Genomic DNA, 20,516 nt, shown 5'->3' with positions numbered 1-20,516 from the left:
CATACGGATTGTGTCCTGACTTTCACAACGGAGTTCTCCCATGAAACGAACACTCATCATCACCGCTTGCTCGCTCGCGATGTCCGCATCGACGGTGTTTGGGCAAACCATCCAATCACAGCACAATCACGCCGGCCACAACCACGCGATGCCCGGTATGACGCAGGCTCGCGAAGTTACCCAGGCAGGACCGCATGGCGGCACCTTAAAGCAAACCGGCAACCTGCAAATCGAAACAATTGTTTCCCAAGGCGGGCTTCAAATGTTTGTCTACGATCGCGCGGGCCAGCCTGTCTCGGTCGATCGTGGACGCGGTGCTGTCTCGGTACGAGTCGAGGGCAACGCGAAACGTTATCGCTATGACTTGCTGCCCGATGGAAAAGGTTCTCTGACCGCTCCCGTGAACTTGTCGCAACTCGCTGGCCGGCAAATCGACGTCGATATTCAATTGGTCGGCATCACCAACAACACCGTGAGCTTTAACGAAGTCGCCACGGTTCCCGCCAGCGAGCAACAACTGGCCGCCGCCGCGATCGCACGCCAAAAGATTTGTCCCGTCAGCGGAAAGCCGCTCGGCAGCATGGGCGATCCCGTGGCAGTCGATGTGAACGGACAGAAACTCTACGTTTGTTGTGCCGGCTGTGTGAACGCGGTCAAGTCAGACCCGGCTAAATATGCTGCTGGTCGCCCGCAAATCACGGTGACCACAGCGACACAAGCCGACGCTGCTGCGATTGCAGCCCAAAAGGTCTGTCCCGTGATGGATGAGCCTCTCGGTGGCATGGGCACACCGATCAAGGTCATGGTTGGTGACAAGCCGATCTATCTATGCTGCAAAGGTTGCATCAAAAAGATTCAAGCTGAACCAGCGAAGTACCTCGCCATGGTTTATGGCAACGGTCCGCAAAACAGTGGCCAGCCCGCTGTCACGACTGCGGCAAAGATCACTGTCTCAACATCAACGCCAGCCGACGCAGCGGCCATTGCGGCTCAAAAGGTTTGCCCAGTGATGGATGAGCCTCTCGGTGGCATGGGCACACCGATCAAGGTGATGGTTGGCGACAAACCGATCTATCTTTGCTGCAAAGGCTGCATCAAGAAGATTCAAGCTGAACCAGCGAAGTACCTCGCCATGGTTTATGGGAACGGCGATCAAGCGTCCGTCCCCGCCGGAACCGAGCAAGTACGCGACGGCATTTTCAAAGTAGTTTCTGCCGATGTTCCATTTATCGCTGCCCAAAAGAAATGCCCCGTGATGGACGAACCGCTCGATGCAATGGGGGGACCGTACAAGGTCAACGCGGCCGGGAAAGCAATCTACATCTGTTGCCCAGGATGCGCGAAGAAGATCGCAGCCGAGCCGCACAAGTGGTTAGCTGTCCTGAAATCACAAGGAGTCGAAGCTCCAACAATTCGTTAATCAACTCGGGAGCGAGTTTGCAAATCGGCTCCTCGCTTCCCCTCTGACTCACGCGGGGGCGGTGTCGCGTCTGATTCACGCAAGTGATGACGTCACCACGCCGTCCCTGCCTTTTTCGTTTCAACTCACGACAAGGAAGTCGTCATGAAATCTCAATGGAAATCCTGCGCTACCGCTGCGCTCATAGGCACCGCATTGCTATCCACCGGATGCCAATCATTGCCCTGGGTTGGCAATCGAAAGGGCGAGCCGTCGATGACCGCTCAGCAATACGCCGAACAGGCCGCTGCCAACATTCAATACGACACGGCGGTCGACCTCGATGCTGACTATCAACCGCCAGTAGCAACCTCGTTCTCCGCTGCTTCCACTTCGGCATCGCCCCGCCCTTCGTCGGGCGGCGGAAGCTGTTGTCACTAAAACTAGCGGAATCCTTCAAATGAAAATTGCATCCTCACGCTCGCCGCGGTGGTTGCCGTATCGAGTGATGCGGCGATTCGCCATTGCGAACGTCTGCCAGTTGTACCAATCTCCCATCGACAAGATGCCGCGATCACCCGTCCCCGATGGATTCACGATCGAGGCGTGTTCCTCTGATCAGCTTCGTTCGCACGCGCACGAACTGGAGTATCAAATCCCGGAACGCGACTTAAACCTGCTGGATACGGGAAACGCTAAGTGCTTCGCCGCGTTCCATTCCGAATCGCTCGCTGGATTCGCTTGGGTCGCCTTTGGGGACATCCCCGGCGACATGAACCACGACGGAAAACCCGAAACCGGTCTGCCGATCCAACTCTCCGACGATGCCGCGTTCATATTCCAAGTACTGGTCTTACCTGCCTACCGAGGTCGTCGTCTCTACGCTGCCATCATGAGCCAGATGGCCGATCAGTTGCAAACCAATGGAATCCAAACGCTCGTGCTAACCACCGAAGGCACCAACCACCGAGCCTTGAAAGCTGTCGACCGAATGGGCTTCCAAAACGTCGGCCAAGCATCACTTTTCCGTATCGGACCGCTGAGCAAAGCAAAGTATCCCTTACTGCCAAACGACATTGGATTCACAATCGGACGGTATGTGGGCGACAAAACCGCAGTCCATTCAAGCCAATTGAGCCACCAATAGCGTTGTGTCATCGAACGCCTTTCGGCCCTTACGAAATGCTTCGATGGACGATCCAAACATCTCAACCAGTTCACGAGCACTGCAGCTCTGAACGGAACGCAACAAATGTTCAATCCGTTCCGTTCCGTATTGCTCTTCACATGGATCAAACGCCTCAGTCACTCCGTCGCTAACGATGACTAAGCGAGCTGAATCGCCTAGTGGAATGGTTTCTTCGTCATAGTGCGTATCGTCCTCGACGCCCAAGATCAGATCGCCCACGTTCAATCGCACTGGCGTGTCGCTCCCAATCTGCAAGAACGGAAACTCGTGGCCAGCATTGGCGTAGGTCAGTGTCCTTCTCTTCGGATCGACGACCAGTAACGCCATCGTTGCAAAATGTCCCATCATTACGTACTCGCAGTAACGTTGATTGACATCTGTCAATATTTCAGCGGGGCTAGACGACTTCTTTGCTGCTTCCGAAACGAACGCTTTCAACAACGTCGCCGCCATCGCAGCCGGAACGCCATGTCCCGAAACATCGGCGACACAAAGTAGATAGCGTCCATCGGATAATGGAATCACGTCGTAGTAGTCGCCACCAACATCGTCGGCAGGCTCGAACAGCTCGGCGACGTCGATTCCGACCAGTCCATTCACTTTTGGACGTAAGTTCTGTTGAATCTGGCGTGCCTTTTCCATGTGAACACGGTGGTCACGCTGAGCGTGATCCAACGCCTCAGTCATTGCATTGATCTGATCGGCAAGGTAACTCAGTTCTCGACAGCTTCGCGTGCGTGCAATCACGCTCAAGTCGCCGGACGCGACACTTTTTAACGCCGAAACGAACCCTTGGATCGGTTTGGCGATCAATTGCCGCAGCACTGCAGTGACCACGAAGGCTGCAATCGCTCCCAGCAACAAGACGGCAAACATCTGGATCAACAACGAGCGACGGGTTGCTCCCACAACGGCTGAACGTTTCTCAGATATGTAGACAGTACCCGCTGGTCCAGTGAACACCCCGACAACGAGCGAGCCGTTGGCTTTGGTTTCGGTGTCTATTGATTCAGATGCCGAACGCATTGCAGAGAGCATTTCGTCGGAAGCATGCCCATGCGAGATCGCTTGGTACGGCAGCCCTCGCCAATCCGCAGCAATATGGTGACCGGGCGAATCGTCTGTGTTCATCCGAGCACATACGTTGTCGACTAATTTTTGAACCGCCTCGCCGCCATGGGCTTCAGCGACCAGCAACGACTCGTACATCGTTTTCGCTTCTTCGGTCAACGCGATCTGCTTCTCGTTCAAATGCCGATCCATCCGCAGGCGGTAGTCAACAACAAGAAACGAAACGACAAACCCAAAAAGAATTGCATTGACGAGGACAAGCAGTTGCCGGCTGATCGGCAACTGATGCCATCGGTGTTTGAATGTGTCCATCATGGCACCTTAAACAGAGAAGCCGGACGAGTTTTCAGGCTCGCCCGGCTGACAGGGATCGAACGGGATCAGAAGCGATTAGCTGAGTTCAGCAGATTCCTCTTCCGTGGGACTTGTCGATCCTTTGCCGCAGCACGCAGCGCCAACGCTGCAGCAGTACGCTCGCTTTGCACAACAGGTCGGTTGGCCTGTGGTACTGGCGACATCGCCGGTCGCGGCTTTCGTTTCAGCGTGCTTTCCGCAGCATCGTGCGTTCACCGAGCAGCAATACGCGCGCTTGGCACAGCAGGTGGGTTGAGAAGTTGTACTCGACACTTCGTCCGTGTCCGCTTTGCCTTCAGCATGTTTGCCACAGCATGCCGCGTGAACGGTGCAGCAGTACGCATGCTTGGCACAACACGTCGGTTCGGCCGAGGCGGTGGCGTCAACGTTGCTGGGGACGAACGAAACGGCAAACAAAACAGTAGAGAATACGGTCGCTAACATTTTGGAAACTCCAGGATTGATGGCGCAGCCGGACATCGACATGCACCGATTGGGAAACAGATACATCTTCATTTTTGGATTGGGTCTGGCTTCGCAAAATCGAAGCAGAATCAACCGCTAAATCTGAAGACGAACGTTCCAATCCACCAGAGAGTTTGGGCGGACAATCGAAACCGGCCGGCCGAGAGAGACCGAGTCAGTAGTCCAAGTGATCCGCGAAAAGTCGCTGCGATTCAAACCGCGAGGCGTCAGATCGTCGCCAGACGTTCGCGGCGGCAGCCAAACCTTCGTGTCGCAAGATGCCATAGCAGGGCATTCGTGCGACGGCTCGCCGTCACAGCAACTGTGCCCAACCGGCTGCGACTGGCAGCACACATGAGGGCAAGGTTTTGCTGCGTGTGATCCCGCCCAAGCGGCCGGCGAAGATGCCAACAGCACCGCGATCACTGCAAAAGCAGCAAATAATCGAGCGGCAGAGTTGGTGTGGCGGCGGTTCATGACAGGCATTTCCAAGAGCATTCAAAGGATTCGCACGAAGGAATCTCTTCTTTGGTGCTCTTTGGATGCACGGCCCCGACGTTTCTTCACGACTTCGCGAAAAAGATTCTAGGATTCTTTTGCGGATATGCTTCTGGTGCAAACAGCCAGTGCGTTCAGGTCGTGAAGCCACGCGGATTGTTGATCGACGAAGGCAGCTTGTAACTGGCTCGCTAGGTCACCAGGATCGCCGATCGACCGCGAAATCTCGATCGCCAGTCGCGGATCGGGATCGTCGTGCGTCGAGTGACAGATTACGAAATGCCGTTTGGTCTCCTCTAGCATCTGCATGCTGGCGTGCCAAAGCCGATCGACGGCCTCAACGCTAGCGGTGGGCTTGTACCCATCGACCTGTCGCGCCGCTCGCATCATCGAAGAGACCTCCAAGCAGAATCTCAGCAGACGGCTCATGGCGTACCGCGGTTCCCCGAACCGAAAGTAATGCAGTACCGGATAGAAATGATGCGATTCCAATAACTCCGCCATGTTCGACGACAGCGTGTAAAGGTCCTGGTTGACCAATGAAGGATCGCTATCGGACAGATATGCTCGCAAATAGCCAAGGCTGTCTCCGGTTCGTCCCGTGCGATACTCAATTTCGTTGGCAAACTGGTTGCGACGGGCCAGTGTCGAATAGACGGAGATGACGTAGGCAAGCACGAGCGTGAAGAAGCTGAACCCCAAGCCGGCAGCGGTAATGGTCAAGAACTGCATCGCTGGCGTTCGGGGAACCAAGTCGCCCACACCCAACGTGGTGATGGTGAACCCAGAATAATACACCGCGGTTGCAAAATCCGTATCCGTCGGAGTCGATCCGGTCGCCGTGATGCCCGTACCGAGTTGCGGCCAAACGATCAGACTGATGCCAATCAATAGCAGCGTCGCCCAACCCAACACTTGCGTCACGATTAATGCTGGGCCGCAGTGAACCAGAACTCGCGGATGAGCGAATGTTCGCGTTCGGACTAAAGAGTGAAACCCACGATTGATGACTTTCGTGATCGGGCCAACCGTTGCCCGTGGATGGAGAACTGCCATGAAGGTTTCCCGGACTCCAAGGCAAGTCAACAGAAACCCGCCAGCAGTCAGGAACCAATTCATCACGCTAATTCTTCACTCGCCGTATTTCCGAAAAACAGTCATCAACTCTTCGATCTTCTCGTCACGGTCCTTGGCATTTCCGCTCTTGATCGCATCGCTAACGCAGGTTCGGATGTGCTGTTCCAGAATAATCTGGCCGACTTTGTTCAATGCCCCGGTCGCGGCGGACAACTGCATCAGGATATCGACGCAGTATTCCTCATCCTCGATCATACGACCAACCGCTTCGACTTGTCCGATGACACGTCGAAGTCGGTTGTTAAGCTTCTTTTTCTCGTCGTCTGAGAGCATTCTTGAGAACTTTGGATAGGCAGATTTCGCAGAATCTCGGATTTTACCCTCAAAACGTCTCTGCGGTTAGTCCGCTTCACATCATCATCTTGGGCGCGGGTTCATAAGCACTGGGATCACCGAATCGTCGAACGATTTCAGCAAACACCGCTCCTTTCTCAACCGGCTGGTCGCTGTTCATCACCAACTCATACAGGTCGTCCGGCAGAACGCGCAGCACCGTCATCAATCCCTTTACGCTCATCGGATAGTTGGCTCGCATTCCGCGAACTTCTTTTCGGCTCCAAATCGCCTTCATAAAGTCGTCGGACATCTCCATACCCAGCATCTTTTGGGGATAGCCCGGTGTCGCGAACTTGTCGCCCAGTGAAGCGTCGACCTGGGGGCGGCTGCTGAGATTCGCAAGGTACTGATCGACCGAGGCGTCATCACGGATTCGCGGGCCAACTTGTTTGACCATGTGATTCATCATGTGGTGGATCATATGACAATGGAAAATCCAATCGCCGGGGTTGTTGGCGATGAACTCAAAGCTGGACGCTTGTGCGACACCGACGAGTTCATTGTTTCGGGGAACCCAGGCACTTTTAGGAATGCGAGCGCCTTCATGACCGGTCACCCAGAATGTGTGTCCGTGCAAATGAATCGGATGATGTTGCATGGGGGCGAAATTCAACAACCGCACGCGTACGCGTTCGCCATGCTTGCAGACCAGCGGTGTCGTGTACGGACCGCTCTTGCCATTGATCGTGTGCCAGTTCCAATCCATCGCCCATGAGTCGCTGATCGTATGCGTCGGCGGAATATGAAAGTTTTGAAACAGCAATCCGAAATCGCGATCCACGGGCGGGCCAAAGACTTTCTTGGGATGGACGATGAACCAACCGACTTGTCCAAACGCTTCTTGCATCGCGACATGCGAGTGATAGAAGAATGTGCCTTCTTCATGAATGTCAAACTCGAAAACCTTTGTCTTTCCAGGCTTGATAGGATTCTGAGTCAAGGTGGCGGCTCCGTCATACTGAACCGGCAGCTCGAAGCCGTGCCAATGAACGAACGTATCTTCCGGCAGTTCATTGGTCACGACGATGCGTACGCGATCACCTTGCGTGACTTCGATCGTCGGACCAGGCATGCTGCCGTTGTAGCCGTAGACGTTCATCTTGACGCCGGGATGAAACTCTTGCTGCACCGCCATCGACACAAGCTCGAAGACCTTGACGCCGCCTTCCATCTTGTAAGGTAACACCGGAATGTCGGGAGCTTCAAAAGGCGCGGGGCCATCGGAAGCTTTGCGAAAACCGGGAACCAGCTTGCCGATGTAGTAGTCCGAGTCCGGATCGAGTCCGCGACTTGGCTTGAACCGCGAGAATCCGTCGTACTCGGCGGCCACCTCCACTGACTCTGGAATCTCAGGGCGAGACGCTGGGTTGCCGATTGGCTGCGGCATGTTGTCCTGATGTCTCATATCGCTGTGCTTCATGGGTTCCTGCGCGTTGGCATTGCGTCCTAGCAAATTGCCAACAAACCCGGTAGCTGCCGCGATCGAGCCCACCTTCAAAAACTTACGACGATCTTCTGGACTGGTCATGGGATTGAGACTGATTGTAGTGAATGGATATTGGTGAAGACGAAGCGTCGATCAACGAGGCTTCGCGACTGCGTCAATATGGCCTGGTGGCGTCGGGCCGGGTGCGGCCATCAATCCGCCGTGCAGCAGATAGCCTCGCACAAGAACTTCGTTCGTGCGGGCTTGCTCAAGATGCTGCACACGAGTGAGACGCGAGTCGAAATACTCCATCTGAGCGTCCAGTACCGTCGGCCAGTCCACTCGGTTTGCTTTGTAGCTTTCGAGCAATTCTTGATAAGCCAGCTCTGCTTCGGGGATAATAACGCGATCGTATTCAGTCGCGATTTGCAGTGCTGTTAGATATTGCTGATAGACGTTGGCCATCTGTTGTCCGAGCATCAACTCGGTGCGGCGAATCTCTTCCTGTTGACGGCGGTAGTCCAACTGGGCTTGCCGAATCGTGCCTTGGTTTCGGTCGAAGACCGGGAGTTGGATCGAAACTCCTGCCGCAGCAACGGTTTCCTTCGCATCAAAGTTGTACCCCGCTCCACCTTCAGCGACGATGTCCGGCACCCACTCGACTTGTTCACGCCTAACGGTGACTCGGTCCGCAGCCAACTTCGCTCTCGCTGCAGCAAGCTCCGGACTTTCCGTTAGCACCAGCGACATAGCTTCTTGGTAAGAAATCGGTTCGCCTTGCGGCATCAGATCGCCAGACACAACACCCTCGGATAGATCAACTCCCGTGATCGCGACTAATCGACGAAATGCTTCGCGGGAATGATTCTCCGCCGTCAACACGTCCAGTCTCGCACGTTGAAGTGCAATACTTGACTTCCGAACATCCGGCCGAGTTGCTTGTCCTTGGTTGTAGAGTTCACGAGCAGTGACAGCACCGTCTTCTGCTGTCTTCAGCAATTCCTTACGCAGTCCGACAATTTCACGAGCCGCTAGCGCTTTGAAAAAGTGAATGCGAACGTCATTGCACACGCGAAACTGTTGTGCCATTGCGAGGTGTTCGGAGACATGAGCACGACGCATGTACTTCTCACGACTCAGCTTCAGCTTCCCGGCCGTTACAAACCGCTGACTCATTGTCATGCCTTGGAACTCACCGGGCGAATCCTTGTCGCCTTCGACGTCCACGCCAATTTGCTCGCCGATGTAGTTCAGGGTCGGGTTGGGATACAAACCGGCCTGCAATGCCTTGGCCGTTTGCGCGGATATCTGTAACCTAGCTTGACGGATCGTCGGATTGTTCTGTGCAGCGAGCGTCAGGAAATCATCCAGCCCATACCCATGGGTCTCCGCATCCACGGGGCTCGCTTCAGAGATCATCTCGCCATCGACGTAGACAGGAGCCGGTGCTGCACGGAAGTCGCTGCCGTCGTAACGCATGTCAGGAAATAGAGGTCCGCTCGGATCGAGTTCATCCAGACCGTATGGTGCCGTCGGCACTGGCGGCGGGGATGTGTACGTCCGACCAATGGGTGAAGCCATGCTGCCCATCGAAGGCATTTGAGCGTTGGCAGTAGCAGAAAGGATTCCGGCGGTCGCAATGACTGATAATCCGGACTTGAACAAAAACGATCGCACTGAAAATCACTCCTTTGATCTGAGCAGCGGCATGTCGGCTTACTTCCTAGGTCGGCAAGATACCTGCAAGGGGTATCCCAGTTATGGACTTTCTCGACCGTCATGGACGCATCAGGTTCCAGTTGTAAGGACTGGCAAAACTGTGTGCTGGCCGCAAATTGACCAACCGGAACTATGTAAGCTTCGCTGCCCGCAATCTCAACGCATTCGCAATCACTGACACACTGCTAAAACTCATCGCTGCCGCTGCAATCATGGGGCTGAGCAAGACGCCAAAGAACGGATACAGCAATCCGGCTGCGACCGGGATTCCCAATGCGTTGTAGATGAAAGCGAAGAACAAGTTCTGACGAATGTTGCTCATCGTTTTTCGGCTCAAGTTCGCCGCCGCCACAACGCCGCGCAGATCGCCACCGACGAGCGTGACGCCCGCAGATTCAATCGCTACGCCCGTTCCCGTGCCCATGGCAATGCCGACATTCGCTTCGGCAAGTGCAGGAGCGTCATTGATCCCATCCCCACACATCGCCACCGTCTTGCCCTCCTTCTTCAACTCGCGAACAAAGTCATGCTTTTCCTCAGGCGAAACCCCAGCATGAAACTCGTCGATACCCAGCCTTGATGCGACTGCTTTCGCGGTCGGTTCAGCGTCGCCAGTTAACATCACCACCTTCAATCCGAGTTCGTGCAACGTCTTCAAGGCCGCGGGCGTGCTTTGCTTGATCGGATCAGTGATTGCGAGAATAGCGGCCAGCGAGTGGTCGATCGCCACGAACACAACTGTCGCACCTTCGGCCTGACGCGAACCCGCTTTTTCCCTTCCCGCATCGACTCCCTCGATGCCTTGTTCGTCCAACAAGTCAGCCTTGCCAATCAACACATCATGATCATCGACGCGAGCTCGAACTCCGCCACCGGTGATACTGTTAAATTCACTTGCCTCAACAACCTGCAACTCATCCGCCTTCGCTCGGCGAACGACCGCCTGAGCCAACGGATGTTCGCTCTGTGCTTCAACCGCCGCAGCTAACGTCAACACACCGTTTTCATTCCAATCACCAAACGTCTCGACGCCAGTCACTTCCGGCCGTCCTTGCGTGAGCGTGCCAGTCTTGTCGACGACGATCGTGTCGACCTTCTCCATGACCTCCAGGACTTCTGCGTTCTTGATCAGCACGCCTTCCTTTGCACCGCGGCCAACACCCACCATCACCGACATCGGCGTCGCCAGCCCCAATGCACACGGACAAGCAATGATCAACACTGCAACGGCCGCTACAAAGGCATGAGCCAGTTGCGGTTCCGGGCCAAACACCGCCCATCCGATGAACGCGAGAATCGAACAAACGATCACCGCTGGCACAAAGTACCGAGCGACCACATCGACCAGTTTCTGAATCGGCGCACGACTTCGCTGAGCGTCCGCAACCATTTGCACGATGCGGTTGAGAACCGTGTCTCCGCCGACGCCGACGGCTTCCATCACAAGTGCACCGGTCTGATTCAACGTTCCGCCGGTGATTTCGTCGCCCTCGACCTTTTTCACAGGCATCGGCTCGCCCGTCAACATCGACTCATCGACGCTGCTCGACCCGCTAAGCACTTTCCCATCGACTGGAACCTTCTCACCGGGGCGAACTCGTAACCGATCACCCTTGTGTACTGAATCTAGCGAGACGTCTTCCTCGCCATCGTCTGTGATTCGGTGTGCCGTATCGGGAGCAAGCTTCATGAGTTCGCGAATCGCTCCGCCAGTCTGCTGACGTGCTCGCAGTTCCAACACTTGTCCGAGCAATACCAAAGTGATGATCACCGCCGCCGCTTCAAAATACAGAGGTGGCACACCATTCTCGAAGAAGGCTTCTGGGATCACCCCCGGAAGCAGCACCACGACCAAGCTGAACAAGTAAGCAGCCAACGTGCCCACCGCGATCAACGAGAACATGTTCAAGTTCATTGTGCGAAACGACTTGGCTCCGCGAACCAACAATGGCCACCCGCACCAGAAAACGACTGGCGTCGCGAGGGCCAACTGCAACCAACCAAACATCGTCTGGCTCATCCAATCCGCGATCCGCAAGCCCACCATCGGCCCCATCGCGATTACGAGCAGTGGCACCGACAGCGCAACGCCAACCCAAAAGCGACGTTTCATGTCGGCGTACTGTTGGTCTTCTCCTTCGTCAGCGATCGAAACCACTTTTGGTTCCAAGTCCATCCCGCAGATTGGGCAATCGCCAGGGCCAACCTGCTCGATCTCCGGATGCATGGGACAGGTGTAGATGGCAGTTGGGTCTGCCGGAGAATCGCTCGCCTTGGTCGATGAGTGACCACCGCAGCATGACGAAGTCGTCGAGGGTTCTCCAATCTGAATCGCCGCTTCTCCACCGCAACAAGACGAGTCGCTTGCCGCCTCCTTTTGCGATCGTTTTGCCAGCACCCCAGCGGGATCATCCTGGAATTTACTCAAGCATCCATCACTACAGAATACGTATTGTTTGCCTTGGAAATTCGCCGAACGGGGACTGTCCGCAGGCACCTTCATGCCGCAAACAGGATCAATTTGCATTGACGGATCGGCGACCGGCAATGAAGTCTCGTGTTTCTTGGCGTGGTCCATCAATTTCTCCAGGCTGTCAAAAAGTCATTCTCCAATATACCCCATAGTGGTATGCAAGTTGCATACCGCTAATGCAGCGGCAACGGGGCCGCATCGACAATTTCAAAAGGAGAAACGAATGAGCTCTGCAACAGCATCCATGAAAGAGTGCATCGAAAACTGCCAAGAGTGCCAGACGACCTGTGCTGACACGTTGACCAATCACTGCTTATCCGAAGGCGGCGACCACGTCGGCCAAGATCACGTCAAGCTGATGCTCGACTGTATCGCCGCCTGTGCGGCCTGCGTCGACTTCATGAGCCGCAACAGCGATCACCACGCACACTACTGCAAAGCTTGCGCAGCGATTTGCAAGGCCTGCGCCGACAGTTGCGAGAAGGTCGGCAATATGGACAAATGCGTCGAGTGTTGCCGTAAATGCCACGAAAGCTGTTCGTCGATGGCGGCGTAGCACCAACCCAAATCGTGAAGACGATCGAGTAGGTGAGTCAGCGGTCACACCACTGGCTCACCCTACTCGATAACGAAGCCTACCTAGCTCGCTACGACATGGCCGTGATTGTTCAAAACGAAATCCCCATCACGTTTGCATACGCCTGCGATGCGCGAATAGACAAGAACTCTCGATCGACCTGATGCGATACGTCGCCAACGTACCCTACGAGGTGATGGAGTTCCTGTTTCTCGAACTGATGCTCGACGGACGCGCCGAGGGCTTTCAATACTTCAGTCTTGGCATGGCACCGCTCTCTGGCGTCGAAGCCCACCGCTTTGGCTCGAGTGGGAATCAATTCAGCGCCCTGATGTTCCGCCATGGAAAACATTTCTACAACTTCCAGGGCTTGCGCAACTACAAAGACAAGTTCGACCCCGCGTGGCCCCCGAAATACCTAGCCGCCTCCCGCGATATTGCCACCGCCCGAGTCCTCACCCTGATTTCCGGTAGTTGGGGGGAGACTGATTCATCGCTAACAAATGGGTTTAGTCCAGCCAGAGATTGAGGCTTCTCGTCCTAAGACTGAGAAGCCGTTAATCGTGTTGAACGGAAGCTGTTCAGAAGAACGGCCCTCGGTGGAGCGTCATGAACCGCTGGCGCGGGAAGAAGGAGCGGAATTGTTTCCTGGATGATTCACACTTGCGCACTGGGTCGCGCATCGTATTGACAAGCTTGTTCATCCGCATTGATCTAGCGCGAATTGGATTCTCTGCAACTCCTCCATTTCTAAGATGAGTTTTGGCATCGACATCCGTAGGATGCCACCGCCGTAGCATGAGGCTGCAATCGCATGTTCGGCCAGTTGGCGCCTCAGACGGTCTCCACGAGACCTCTCTCGCGGCCTTTTTCGTGGATGTATCGTCAGGATTCCGCTATGAAAATCCTTGCTCCCGCTTTGGGGCGTCCATCCATTCCTGCAGGCGACTGCACGAACGCGTGATTGGTTCACGGCTTGGTCTCGCCAGTGTTGATGCCTTACTTCGCTTGCGGACGGAAAGTCTTCGAGGGCTGCTCGGAAGGAAAGCAGCGGCGAAACATTGACTGTCTCAGAATATTGGTTACATATTGATTGTTCCGAAAGGGCGGATACGAATCGACAGAGTGAATCGTCGATTTGGTTCGCTCGATCGGCGGCGTTGAAGCATCGACTCAAGTAGTCTCGTGATCGGGTACGACCGTAGATGGCAATGCCTAGCGGATGGCCAGACCGCAACCACTTGTGTCCGCCTGCGATGAAGATGTCGCAATGATCATGAACATCGATTTTCGGGAGATGACCCAGCGCTTGTGCTCCGTCGATCAGTACAAACCGCGGTGACGCAATTTCGCTGATTGCTGCTACGATTTGCTTGACAGGAAGCTTGATGCCCAAGTTGTCGACCAACGGCAGGAAGATGCCATCACAACTGTGCTGCTTGTAGTGCTCGGCAATTTCGCTGACGATGCGTTCGCTCGACATCTGATGGCGTCTCAGCTCATTCCGACACGAGAATACGGTGTATCGCTGATGAGTACGCGCCGCCGTGTCGGCAACTTCTGCTTGATACGCTGGCCAGTTGAGGTCAGTCACCAGGACGTTCCGGCAGCGTCGATACATCGCCCACGACGCCGTTCGCATCAACAGCGTTGATCGGCTCGCAATCGCAACTTCGTGCCCGCTCGGCGCATCTGCGGCTGCGAGAACCTTTTTCTTGAGCTCTGCAATGCCGCGCCAGCGCCCCAGGCCGGGAAAGCGTTCAATCCATGAATTGGGAGCAGCCTCGATGCCTTCGGCAAGAAAACGATCTGTGTACAGGCTGGACGGTTGTTCGGCAGTGAGCCGAGTGAAGTCGACTTGCGTTTCGAGGGCACTCGGCGAGGTCTGTCCAAGCCGGGCCGTGTCAAGATAGAGCACGCCTGTGAATGTCCAGTGAGTACAACCGTTTACGCGATCCTACTCGTCCAGCGGCCAGTGATCCAGTAGTTCGCCGTACGGCGTGGCGTAAACCTGCAATCGCTTCCACCGAGCTTCCGCCTCCTCAACGGCGGTAATGCCGAATCGCAGCAGGAATGATTTTGTTCGCGAATGTTCGTCGACTTGCTGAAATCCGACGGCGCGGCTGCCATAAATCCCGAGATCAGCAAGCAAATCCGGCTCGTTTACGAGTTGCGATTCACGCACCAGCGCGATCCAGATGCCACTGATGTGCTGCTGATGAAGCCACTGGCGGACTTTTGGAGCCGGCAAATCCGCATCGGAAGGCCAGTCCACGTCGCGAACAATCGCAATCCGCTCGACGTTGATCTGCTCTTTCTCGTGCAGTTCGATATTGAGAGCAAGGCTACGGCGCCCAGGCTCATCTTGCCAGTAGGAATCGGTAGATAGCCAACTAACGGATCGGTAGAGGAAAAGCCCAGGGCTACGAAGCAATTGTTCGTAAACGATTCGCCAAGTCTCTGTCTCTCTAAACTCGACCACTCCCTGCGATACGGAATCCAATTCCTGCATCAACGCTTTTAGACGCTCCAGCGCAACCTCACGAAAAATCGGATCAGTCTGCCAGCTAATCCGCAGCAAAGACCGACTAAGCTCCCGGTACTGCTCGAAAACCTCGGGGTCGCGTGCCAATCGCAATGGCGTTTCAAGCAGGGAAGGTTCGGAAACGTCGGCTTCATTTTGCATCGCTCGGTAAACAAGCCAACCGACAGCGACCAGAACCGAGGACAACGCCAGGCAAAGCAGAAGTCGCTCTAAGCCTGGGGTGTCAGCGACCTCTGTCACTCCCCAAACGCTCGCGCCGGCAATGATCCCGATAGCAGGAATCGCCCATAACCATTTCGGCGAGACTGGTGACGGTTTGCGAGAAGTCATTCTCCGACGCTACGACAAAAACCAAGAAACCGCAAGTCGTGCGTGATAACTCGCGAGTCCGCGCTAGTAGACTATTAGCAACGCATTAGTTTCCGCTATTGCCGCCCAGCTTTCGGAAACGCCACTTGTGCGTGAATTCCACTTTATCAGTCTGAGCCGATCAAGGCGGAGAAACGGTTCGGGATACGAGTAAGACGGACGTTCCCTCGGCCCGAGTGCTTGCGCGTGTTCACGGAATGTGATACGAAATTGATCGGGAATCTTTGAGTTTCCTGAAGGCGTTTGGTCAAGCATTCTCGACCGACGACTTTTTTGCACCCTGGAAGCTACTCGCGATCAATGCCAACATCGCGATCCAACAATTCGTTCTTTTCCGACTACGCCTTGCGCTTAAGTTTCGAGCAAACGAAATCACTATCGATACGGTTTGGCTACAAGGGCCGCGCCGTAACCGATAGCGTCCATCAGAAAGGTTGAACCTACGGTTTTCTTTCCCTTTCCGCCAACTGTTGTAGGCGCACAAGCGATGAAGAAGACGAATCTGGCCAAGCCAATTAGTGGCGGCTGTTCAGAAAACGTAAACTTGACACGATCGAAGAACACAGTGCAGTTGCCCTTGCGGTTCGCCCCAGAAAACGACCCACCAGTCTCACTGTGTTTGCCGATATGGCAGAGTGCCTGTCCGGCTTTACAACCGAGACGGTACGCATCTGTCAAAAGGGTTTCGCTCGTATTTGAGGGATCATTGCGAGGAAGGCCATGTCTGACCAGTACGCAAGAGGCGATGGCGTTCTTCAAAGAGTACTGGAATGATAATCCCGCAAACGACCAAGAAAAGTTTGTCGTAGCGTGCCTCGATACGAAGCATCGCGTTCAATGCGTTGTTGTTGTGACGGTAGGCACGCTGGATGCCTCGCTGGTCCACCCCAGGGAAGTGTTCAAACCAGCATTCATCGAAGGTTCGTCTGCGGTGGTGTTGTCACACAATCATCCATCAGGAAACACAACGCCCAGCCGCGAAGATCACGAGGTCACCAACCGATTGACGGAGGCGGGAAAGCTGCTCGGGATTACTGTGCTAGATCACATCATCTACGGTGACGGCACAGAAGAGGTTTTGTCGATCCGCGAATGTAATTAAGATTGCATAAACCATCCAGCGATTGACGAACATTTTTCAAGCCTTTTTGGGAAGTTGGCTTAAATCACTTTCCTCCTTCTCTTTTGATACGGCTTCACCCGGAAGCTCAGTTGAATCCTCATTTCCGTGACCGCCAACGGTCCGTAGAAGCTAGCCTTCTAACGACGCGGCTAACTTGGCGGCGAACAACGTCTGATCAGTCTCCAAGTCGCCGCAGTATCGTTTTCCGATTCAGGCGGGGTCTTTTGCGGCATGGAAGGGAGTCGTTTCAATACGAGCGTTGTCGAGCAAAACCTGGACGGCCTCCGGCAGCGCCCGCCGATAGGCATCGACGGTCACGGTTTCGGAATCCCCAGCCGCCGCCTGTGCCAATCGCTGAAGTTCTTCAGCAAGAACGGACTTCCAATGGACCGCCAACAGGGCTACATCTAGTGAAATTTGCTGTTTTTTCGTGGCGACTGACATCACACCCCTTCGTGGGCAAGTCTCTGGATCGTCGATTTCTTCCGTTTGTGATTGTTCAGATTTTGGTGAATGACCGCAATTGAAGGTAGGACGGTTAGGCAAACTGCTGCTATCTCATTTGGGGAAGCTGGCTATTCGGTGACGAGGTAGTCAAACACCGCGACTTTTACACGCTTACGAACTTCCGCAAACGCCTCGTGCGGCTCACCTTCGATTAAGAAGGGCGAAATGTCCCGGAACAGTTGATGTATTCCTCGCCTCGTCGCTCCATGGGAATAACGAGGCACCTTCGGAGCAATCAACGCCGTCGCGAGTTGTTCTGGAGAGTTAAGGCCATTGCGAGCACAAGCACTTGCGACGGCCAAAGCGGTCGGTGTTTTCAGTCCGCCACGCTCGGCAGGGGCAATCTGATCGCGATAGATCTGAGGCAGGAGTCCCAAAAGAACCGACACGTCCATGCTTGTTCGTTGTGTCAGTTTTCTTGCGCGATGACAGAAACCCAACTTCGCATTTTGAGTGGAGGCTTTGGGGCAATGCCGTTGAATCTCGACGAGGGTTGAGCCATCAATGTACCGATGAAAAAGTCCACGAAGGTGCTCGAAACAGCTTGCGTCGACAACCTCGGCATCCTTGGGTAGCACGAGCTTTCCCAGCACCGTTTCCAAGGACTCGCGATCGAAACGATTTGTTGCGAACTTGGGATGCCTCTTTGCCCACTCAAACACGTGGTCAACCCAGTCAATCACGCCCATTTCAGTAGCGCGTTCCTGGCTCGGAAACTCGTCCGCCAAACTCTTGATGATAACGGCGGCGATACCGTTGGTCGAAGCCAACTGATCGAGCCAATGACGTTCCGGTTCCGAAAGAATGAACTCGCGCCGACGTGCAACTGCCAAGTCGATCATGACTTGGTAGTTCGCCTGTTCTTCCTCTTTCGCGGCTTTGTACGCCCCCAGCGATTTTGACAGCAATCGTGCGGCTTCGTTTTGCTCGTTGGGAAGCGGCAATCGGTTGACGAAGTACGAAGGCGTGCCGCTTGGAAGTGCGTCTAACAATTGGAGCGAGTCAAGCATGATCTCGATTGGGTCTTCAATTGAAAGGCACTGGTCATCGTGCGAAAATACTTCGCGGATAAGCTCGAACCATTCTTCCGTTAGCTGATGAACATTGTCTGAAAGTGAATGTACGATGAGGTCATCGGTGAGAAGCAATACGATTCCTTCGGGCCGATGTCCGGCGCGACCTGATCGTCCCGTCGCGTTGAGAAGGTCGTGTGCGTTCATCATGATCGGTCGTTTGACCGACGCATCGAACCGCCGGACTCCTGCAATGATGACCGCTTCCGCAGGTAGATTCATCCCTTGAGCGAGCGTCGGGGTCGCCACAATCACGCGTCCCCCGTCTTCGCGACGAAAAAAACGTTCGGCAAGTTCACGTTCCACGGTATTTAACAAACCGTGATGGCAACAAACGCCAGCAGGCGAAGGCAAGTAGGCATGTTCCTCACCGCCGGCTTCATCAATCGCCGCCAACCGCAAAGCACTTTCAACCTCGTCAAGGTCGATGGGATCATTCGCCGCAAGTTTCTCCGCAGCTTGCGCCGCAATGCTCTCGCAATCACTCTTCTTTGGCGAGAAGACGATGGTATTGACGTGACGCAGTGAAAAGTCGCTCGAAAGTGAAGCCGCGACTCCGTTCTTGTTCCCTGCCAAACTCCAATTGTCCTTGATCCCGACGCGAACCTTTCCAGAAACAATTCGACATTGGTGGTAGTCGTTGAAGTTTTCGAGGTTCCAATTCTGCGTCAGAGCAAATAGTCCATGGGGCGTAATGTCCATTCTCCGCTTAAGAGCAACAGGCGGTGTCTTGGTCTCCTTTAATGCACGCGTGGACGCGATGTCAGCTTCGAGTGCATTGACCTCGCCCCGCTCGTAAATCACACAACCTTTCGCCTGCCGAGTCGGCTTCCAACGAAGATCGAGTGGAAGGCACACTTTCCCGAGCGATTTGTGAATCCAAGCCGCTAACTCATTCGCATTGCTGACCATCGCCGAGAGAAGGACGATGTCTGCATCGGACGCTGCATCAGATGACCGCAACAGAGCCAACATTGCGTCAATTGCCCGTCGATCTTCGGATCCGCGAGACGGATGAAGCAAGTGGCACTCGTCCATCACGATTAGTCCAACTTCTCGGAAAGCACTTGCATGCAAGTCGAGAAGCATCAAGCATCGTTCGGGCGTCATGACCGTAATGTCAGCGAAGCTTGTTGATTCCTCACCAACTTCTGCATAGAAGCCGTCTCCGATGATCGAATCACGGACGTCATGAGCTGGAAACGTAGTTTTCAACGACTGACGGATTTGATTCGCGAGGGCGTGGGTTGGAGCCAGGAAAATAACCTTGCGACGACTGAGAACATACGTTGCAATTTTGAGTTCCGATAGCGTTGACTTGCCCGCACCGGTCGGAAAGCTCATCACGGCAGACATACCCAATGTTAGATACCCGCTAGCGATTGCGTCGGCATGATTGCTCCAGATAATCGGACGCGACATCGCGAGCGAAGTCGTAAACGACCTCCAGGATTCGGAATCGACTCCGTCTGGCGGATCGACATTCACGACGCCTCGTGACGGCAGTTCCGACGTCAATCGCAATAGGAGAGATGCGAGAAACGAAGGTCCGGCAAAGTTCGATACAACAGTTGAGTCGAACGTATTCTGACTTGCTGGGTAGATTTCGCTCGAAAGTGAAATGACTTGGCGGAAAATCTGTTCTGCGTTCTCCGCCACTGCGTTTGGTCGGCCCAACAATACTCCAGCAAGTTCTCCCACGCCTTCGGTTAGTCGCAGCCAAAGCAACTCAGTTGCTTCGTCACGGCCTGCGTCGCGATCGTCTTCAGTAAGGTATACTTCACGACGATTAAATGCGTTGACAGAATCAGCAATCGAAGATTCCAATCGGGAAGAAGCCAGCGCATTGATGGATGAGTTGAGCAACCAAGCCGACGATGATTCGCTGATTTCCAGCGATTGGGCGACGGCGGCAACATTCATGGCATCCGCTGGGTAGCCTGCGATCAGCAGCAGAACAACGGCGACAGTCGCGTCAGGGATCGCGTCGGCGGAGTACGTCGTTCCAGACAGCATTTGCAAACGACCGACAGACGCCGCCTCGGCCAGAATTCGGAAGGACGTGCCTGCGACGTAAGCGACTGACGCAGTAGCCTCGGTCACCACGTTAGTTGCGACATAGCTGGCGTACGTCATCGCGATGGAGCGAAGTTCCTTGAACTCCTCAATCGACTCGTCGTCGAATCCACCGTCTGTGACGAACGCAAGTCTGGCACTGATCGTGCGAACGAACAATTCCGCCAAGTGCTCTGGTA

Annotated in this window: 16 protein-coding genes; 6 read left to right on the top strand and 10 right to left on the bottom strand. The window is 54.7% G+C overall.

What is annotated here, in order from left to right:
* The first annotated feature begins 40 nt into the window (after nt 1-40).
* The 3 genes from PSR62_RS00535 to PSR62_RS00525 all read left to right on the top strand — a co-directional run bounded on the left by PSR62_RS00535 (nt 41) and on the right by PSR62_RS00525 (nt 2,546).
* A complete protein-coding gene (locus PSR62_RS00535) occupies nt 41-1,420 on the top strand; it encodes a hypothetical protein (protein WP_274405881.1) in 1,380 nt (459 codons plus the stop codon).
* Nucleotides 1,421-1,564: 144 nt separating this feature from the next.
* Nucleotides 1,565-1,840 carry a hypothetical protein gene (locus PSR62_RS00530; protein WP_274405880.1) on the top strand — a complete coding sequence of 92 codons (276 nt, stop codon included), beginning with the start codon at nt 1,565-1,567 and terminating at the stop codon, nt 1,838-1,840.
* A gap of 19 nt (nt 1,841-1,859) precedes the next feature.
* A complete protein-coding gene (locus PSR62_RS00525; RefSeq protein ID WP_274405879.1) occupies nt 1,860-2,546 on the top strand; it encodes a GNAT family N-acetyltransferase in 687 nt (228 codons plus the stop codon).
* On the opposite strand, the gene PSR62_RS00520 is transcribed toward PSR62_RS00525, so the two are convergent.
* The 6 genes from PSR62_RS00520 to PSR62_RS00495 all read right to left on the bottom strand — a co-directional run bounded on the left by PSR62_RS00520 (nt 2,523) and on the right by PSR62_RS00495 (nt 12,172).
* The gene (locus PSR62_RS00520; RefSeq protein WP_274405878.1) at nt 2,523-3,974 is read right to left on the bottom strand and encodes a PP2C family protein-serine/threonine phosphatase; all 1,452 of its coding nucleotides are present in this window, start codon (nt 3,972-3,974) and stop codon (nt 2,523-2,525) included. The genes PSR62_RS00525 and PSR62_RS00520 overlap by 24 nt on opposite strands.
* Nucleotides 3,975-5,063: 1,089 nt before the next feature.
* A complete protein-coding gene (locus tag PSR62_RS00515; protein WP_274405877.1) occupies nt 5,064-5,900 on the bottom strand; it encodes a potassium channel family protein in 837 nt (278 codons plus the stop codon).
* A 207-nt stretch (nt 5,901-6,107) separates the two neighbouring features.
* Nucleotides 6,108-6,386, bottom strand: coding sequence for a metal-sensitive transcriptional regulator (locus PSR62_RS00510; RefSeq protein ID WP_274405876.1), 279 nt, complete (start codon nt 6,384-6,386; stop codon nt 6,108-6,110).
* 76 nt (nt 6,387-6,462) lie between these two features.
* Nucleotides 6,463-7,977: a copper oxidase gene (locus tag PSR62_RS00505; RefSeq protein WP_274405875.1), complete on the bottom strand. Its 1,515-nt coding sequence runs from the start codon at nt 7,975-7,977 to the stop codon at nt 6,463-6,465.
* A gap of 51 nt (nt 7,978-8,028) precedes the next feature.
* Entirely contained in the window at nt 8,029-9,456 is a 1,428-nt protein-coding gene (locus tag PSR62_RS00500) for a TolC family protein (RefSeq protein ID WP_274405874.1), read from the bottom strand.
* Between the two features lie 268 nt (nt 9,457-9,724).
* Nucleotides 9,725-12,172, bottom strand: coding sequence for a heavy metal translocating P-type ATPase (locus tag PSR62_RS00495; RefSeq protein ID WP_274405873.1), 2,448 nt, complete (start codon nt 12,170-12,172; stop codon nt 9,725-9,727).
* Between the two features lie 118 nt (nt 12,173-12,290).
* On the opposite strand from PSR62_RS00495, the gene PSR62_RS00490 reads away from it, so the two are divergent.
* A complete protein-coding gene (locus PSR62_RS00490) occupies nt 12,291-12,623 on the top strand; it encodes a four-helix bundle copper-binding protein (protein WP_274405872.1) in 333 nt (110 codons plus the stop codon).
* 139 nt (nt 12,624-12,762) lie between these two features.
* Complete coding sequence (locus PSR62_RS00485; RefSeq protein WP_338020261.1) at nt 12,763-13,173, top strand: phosphatidylglycerol lysyltransferase domain-containing protein; 411 nt, start codon at nt 12,763-12,765, stop codon at nt 13,171-13,173.
* A 171-nt stretch (nt 13,174-13,344) separates the two neighbouring features.
* Here PSR62_RS00485 and PSR62_RS00480 read toward each other — a convergent pair whose 3' ends face one another.
* On the bottom strand, nt 13,345-14,562 hold the full coding sequence (locus tag PSR62_RS00480) for an aminotransferase class V-fold PLP-dependent enzyme (protein WP_274405871.1): 1,218 nt from the start codon (nt 14,560-14,562) through the stop codon (nt 13,345-13,347).
* 39 nt (nt 14,563-14,601) lie between these two features.
* The gene (locus tag PSR62_RS00475) at nt 14,602-15,519 is read right to left on the bottom strand and encodes a hypothetical protein (protein WP_274405870.1); all 918 of its coding nucleotides are present in this window, start codon (nt 15,517-15,519) and stop codon (nt 14,602-14,604) included.
* Nucleotides 15,520-16,045: 526 nt separating this feature from the next.
* Between PSR62_RS00475 and PSR62_RS00470 the strand changes: the two genes are divergently transcribed.
* Entirely contained in the window at nt 16,046-16,660 is a 615-nt protein-coding gene (locus PSR62_RS00470) for a JAB domain-containing protein (protein WP_443217337.1), read from the top strand.
* 231 nt (nt 16,661-16,891) lie between these two features.
* On the opposite strand, the gene PSR62_RS00465 is transcribed toward PSR62_RS00470, so the two are convergent.
* Both PSR62_RS00465 and PSR62_RS00460 read right to left on the bottom strand, forming a co-directional pair.
* Nucleotides 16,892-17,125 (bottom strand): hypothetical protein, encoded by a 234-nt coding sequence (locus PSR62_RS00465; protein ID WP_274405869.1) that lies wholly within the window; start codon nt 17,123-17,125, stop codon nt 16,892-16,894.
* 131 nt (nt 17,126-17,256) lie between these two features.
* Nucleotides 17,257-20,184, bottom strand: a complete 2,928-nt coding sequence (locus PSR62_RS00460) for a DEAD/DEAH box helicase (protein ID WP_274405868.1) — start codon at nt 20,182-20,184, stop codon at nt 17,257-17,259.
* Between the last annotated feature and the right edge of the window lie 332 nt (nt 20,185-20,516).

The organism is Rhodopirellula sp. P2, assembly GCF_028768465.1.
In the GTDB taxonomy this organism is placed as follows: Bacteria; Planctomycetota; Planctomycetia; order Pirellulales; family Pirellulaceae; genus Rhodopirellula.
The sequence above is the reverse complement of the archived record's forward strand: the minus strand, read 5'-3'. Positions and strand labels throughout refer to the sequence as shown.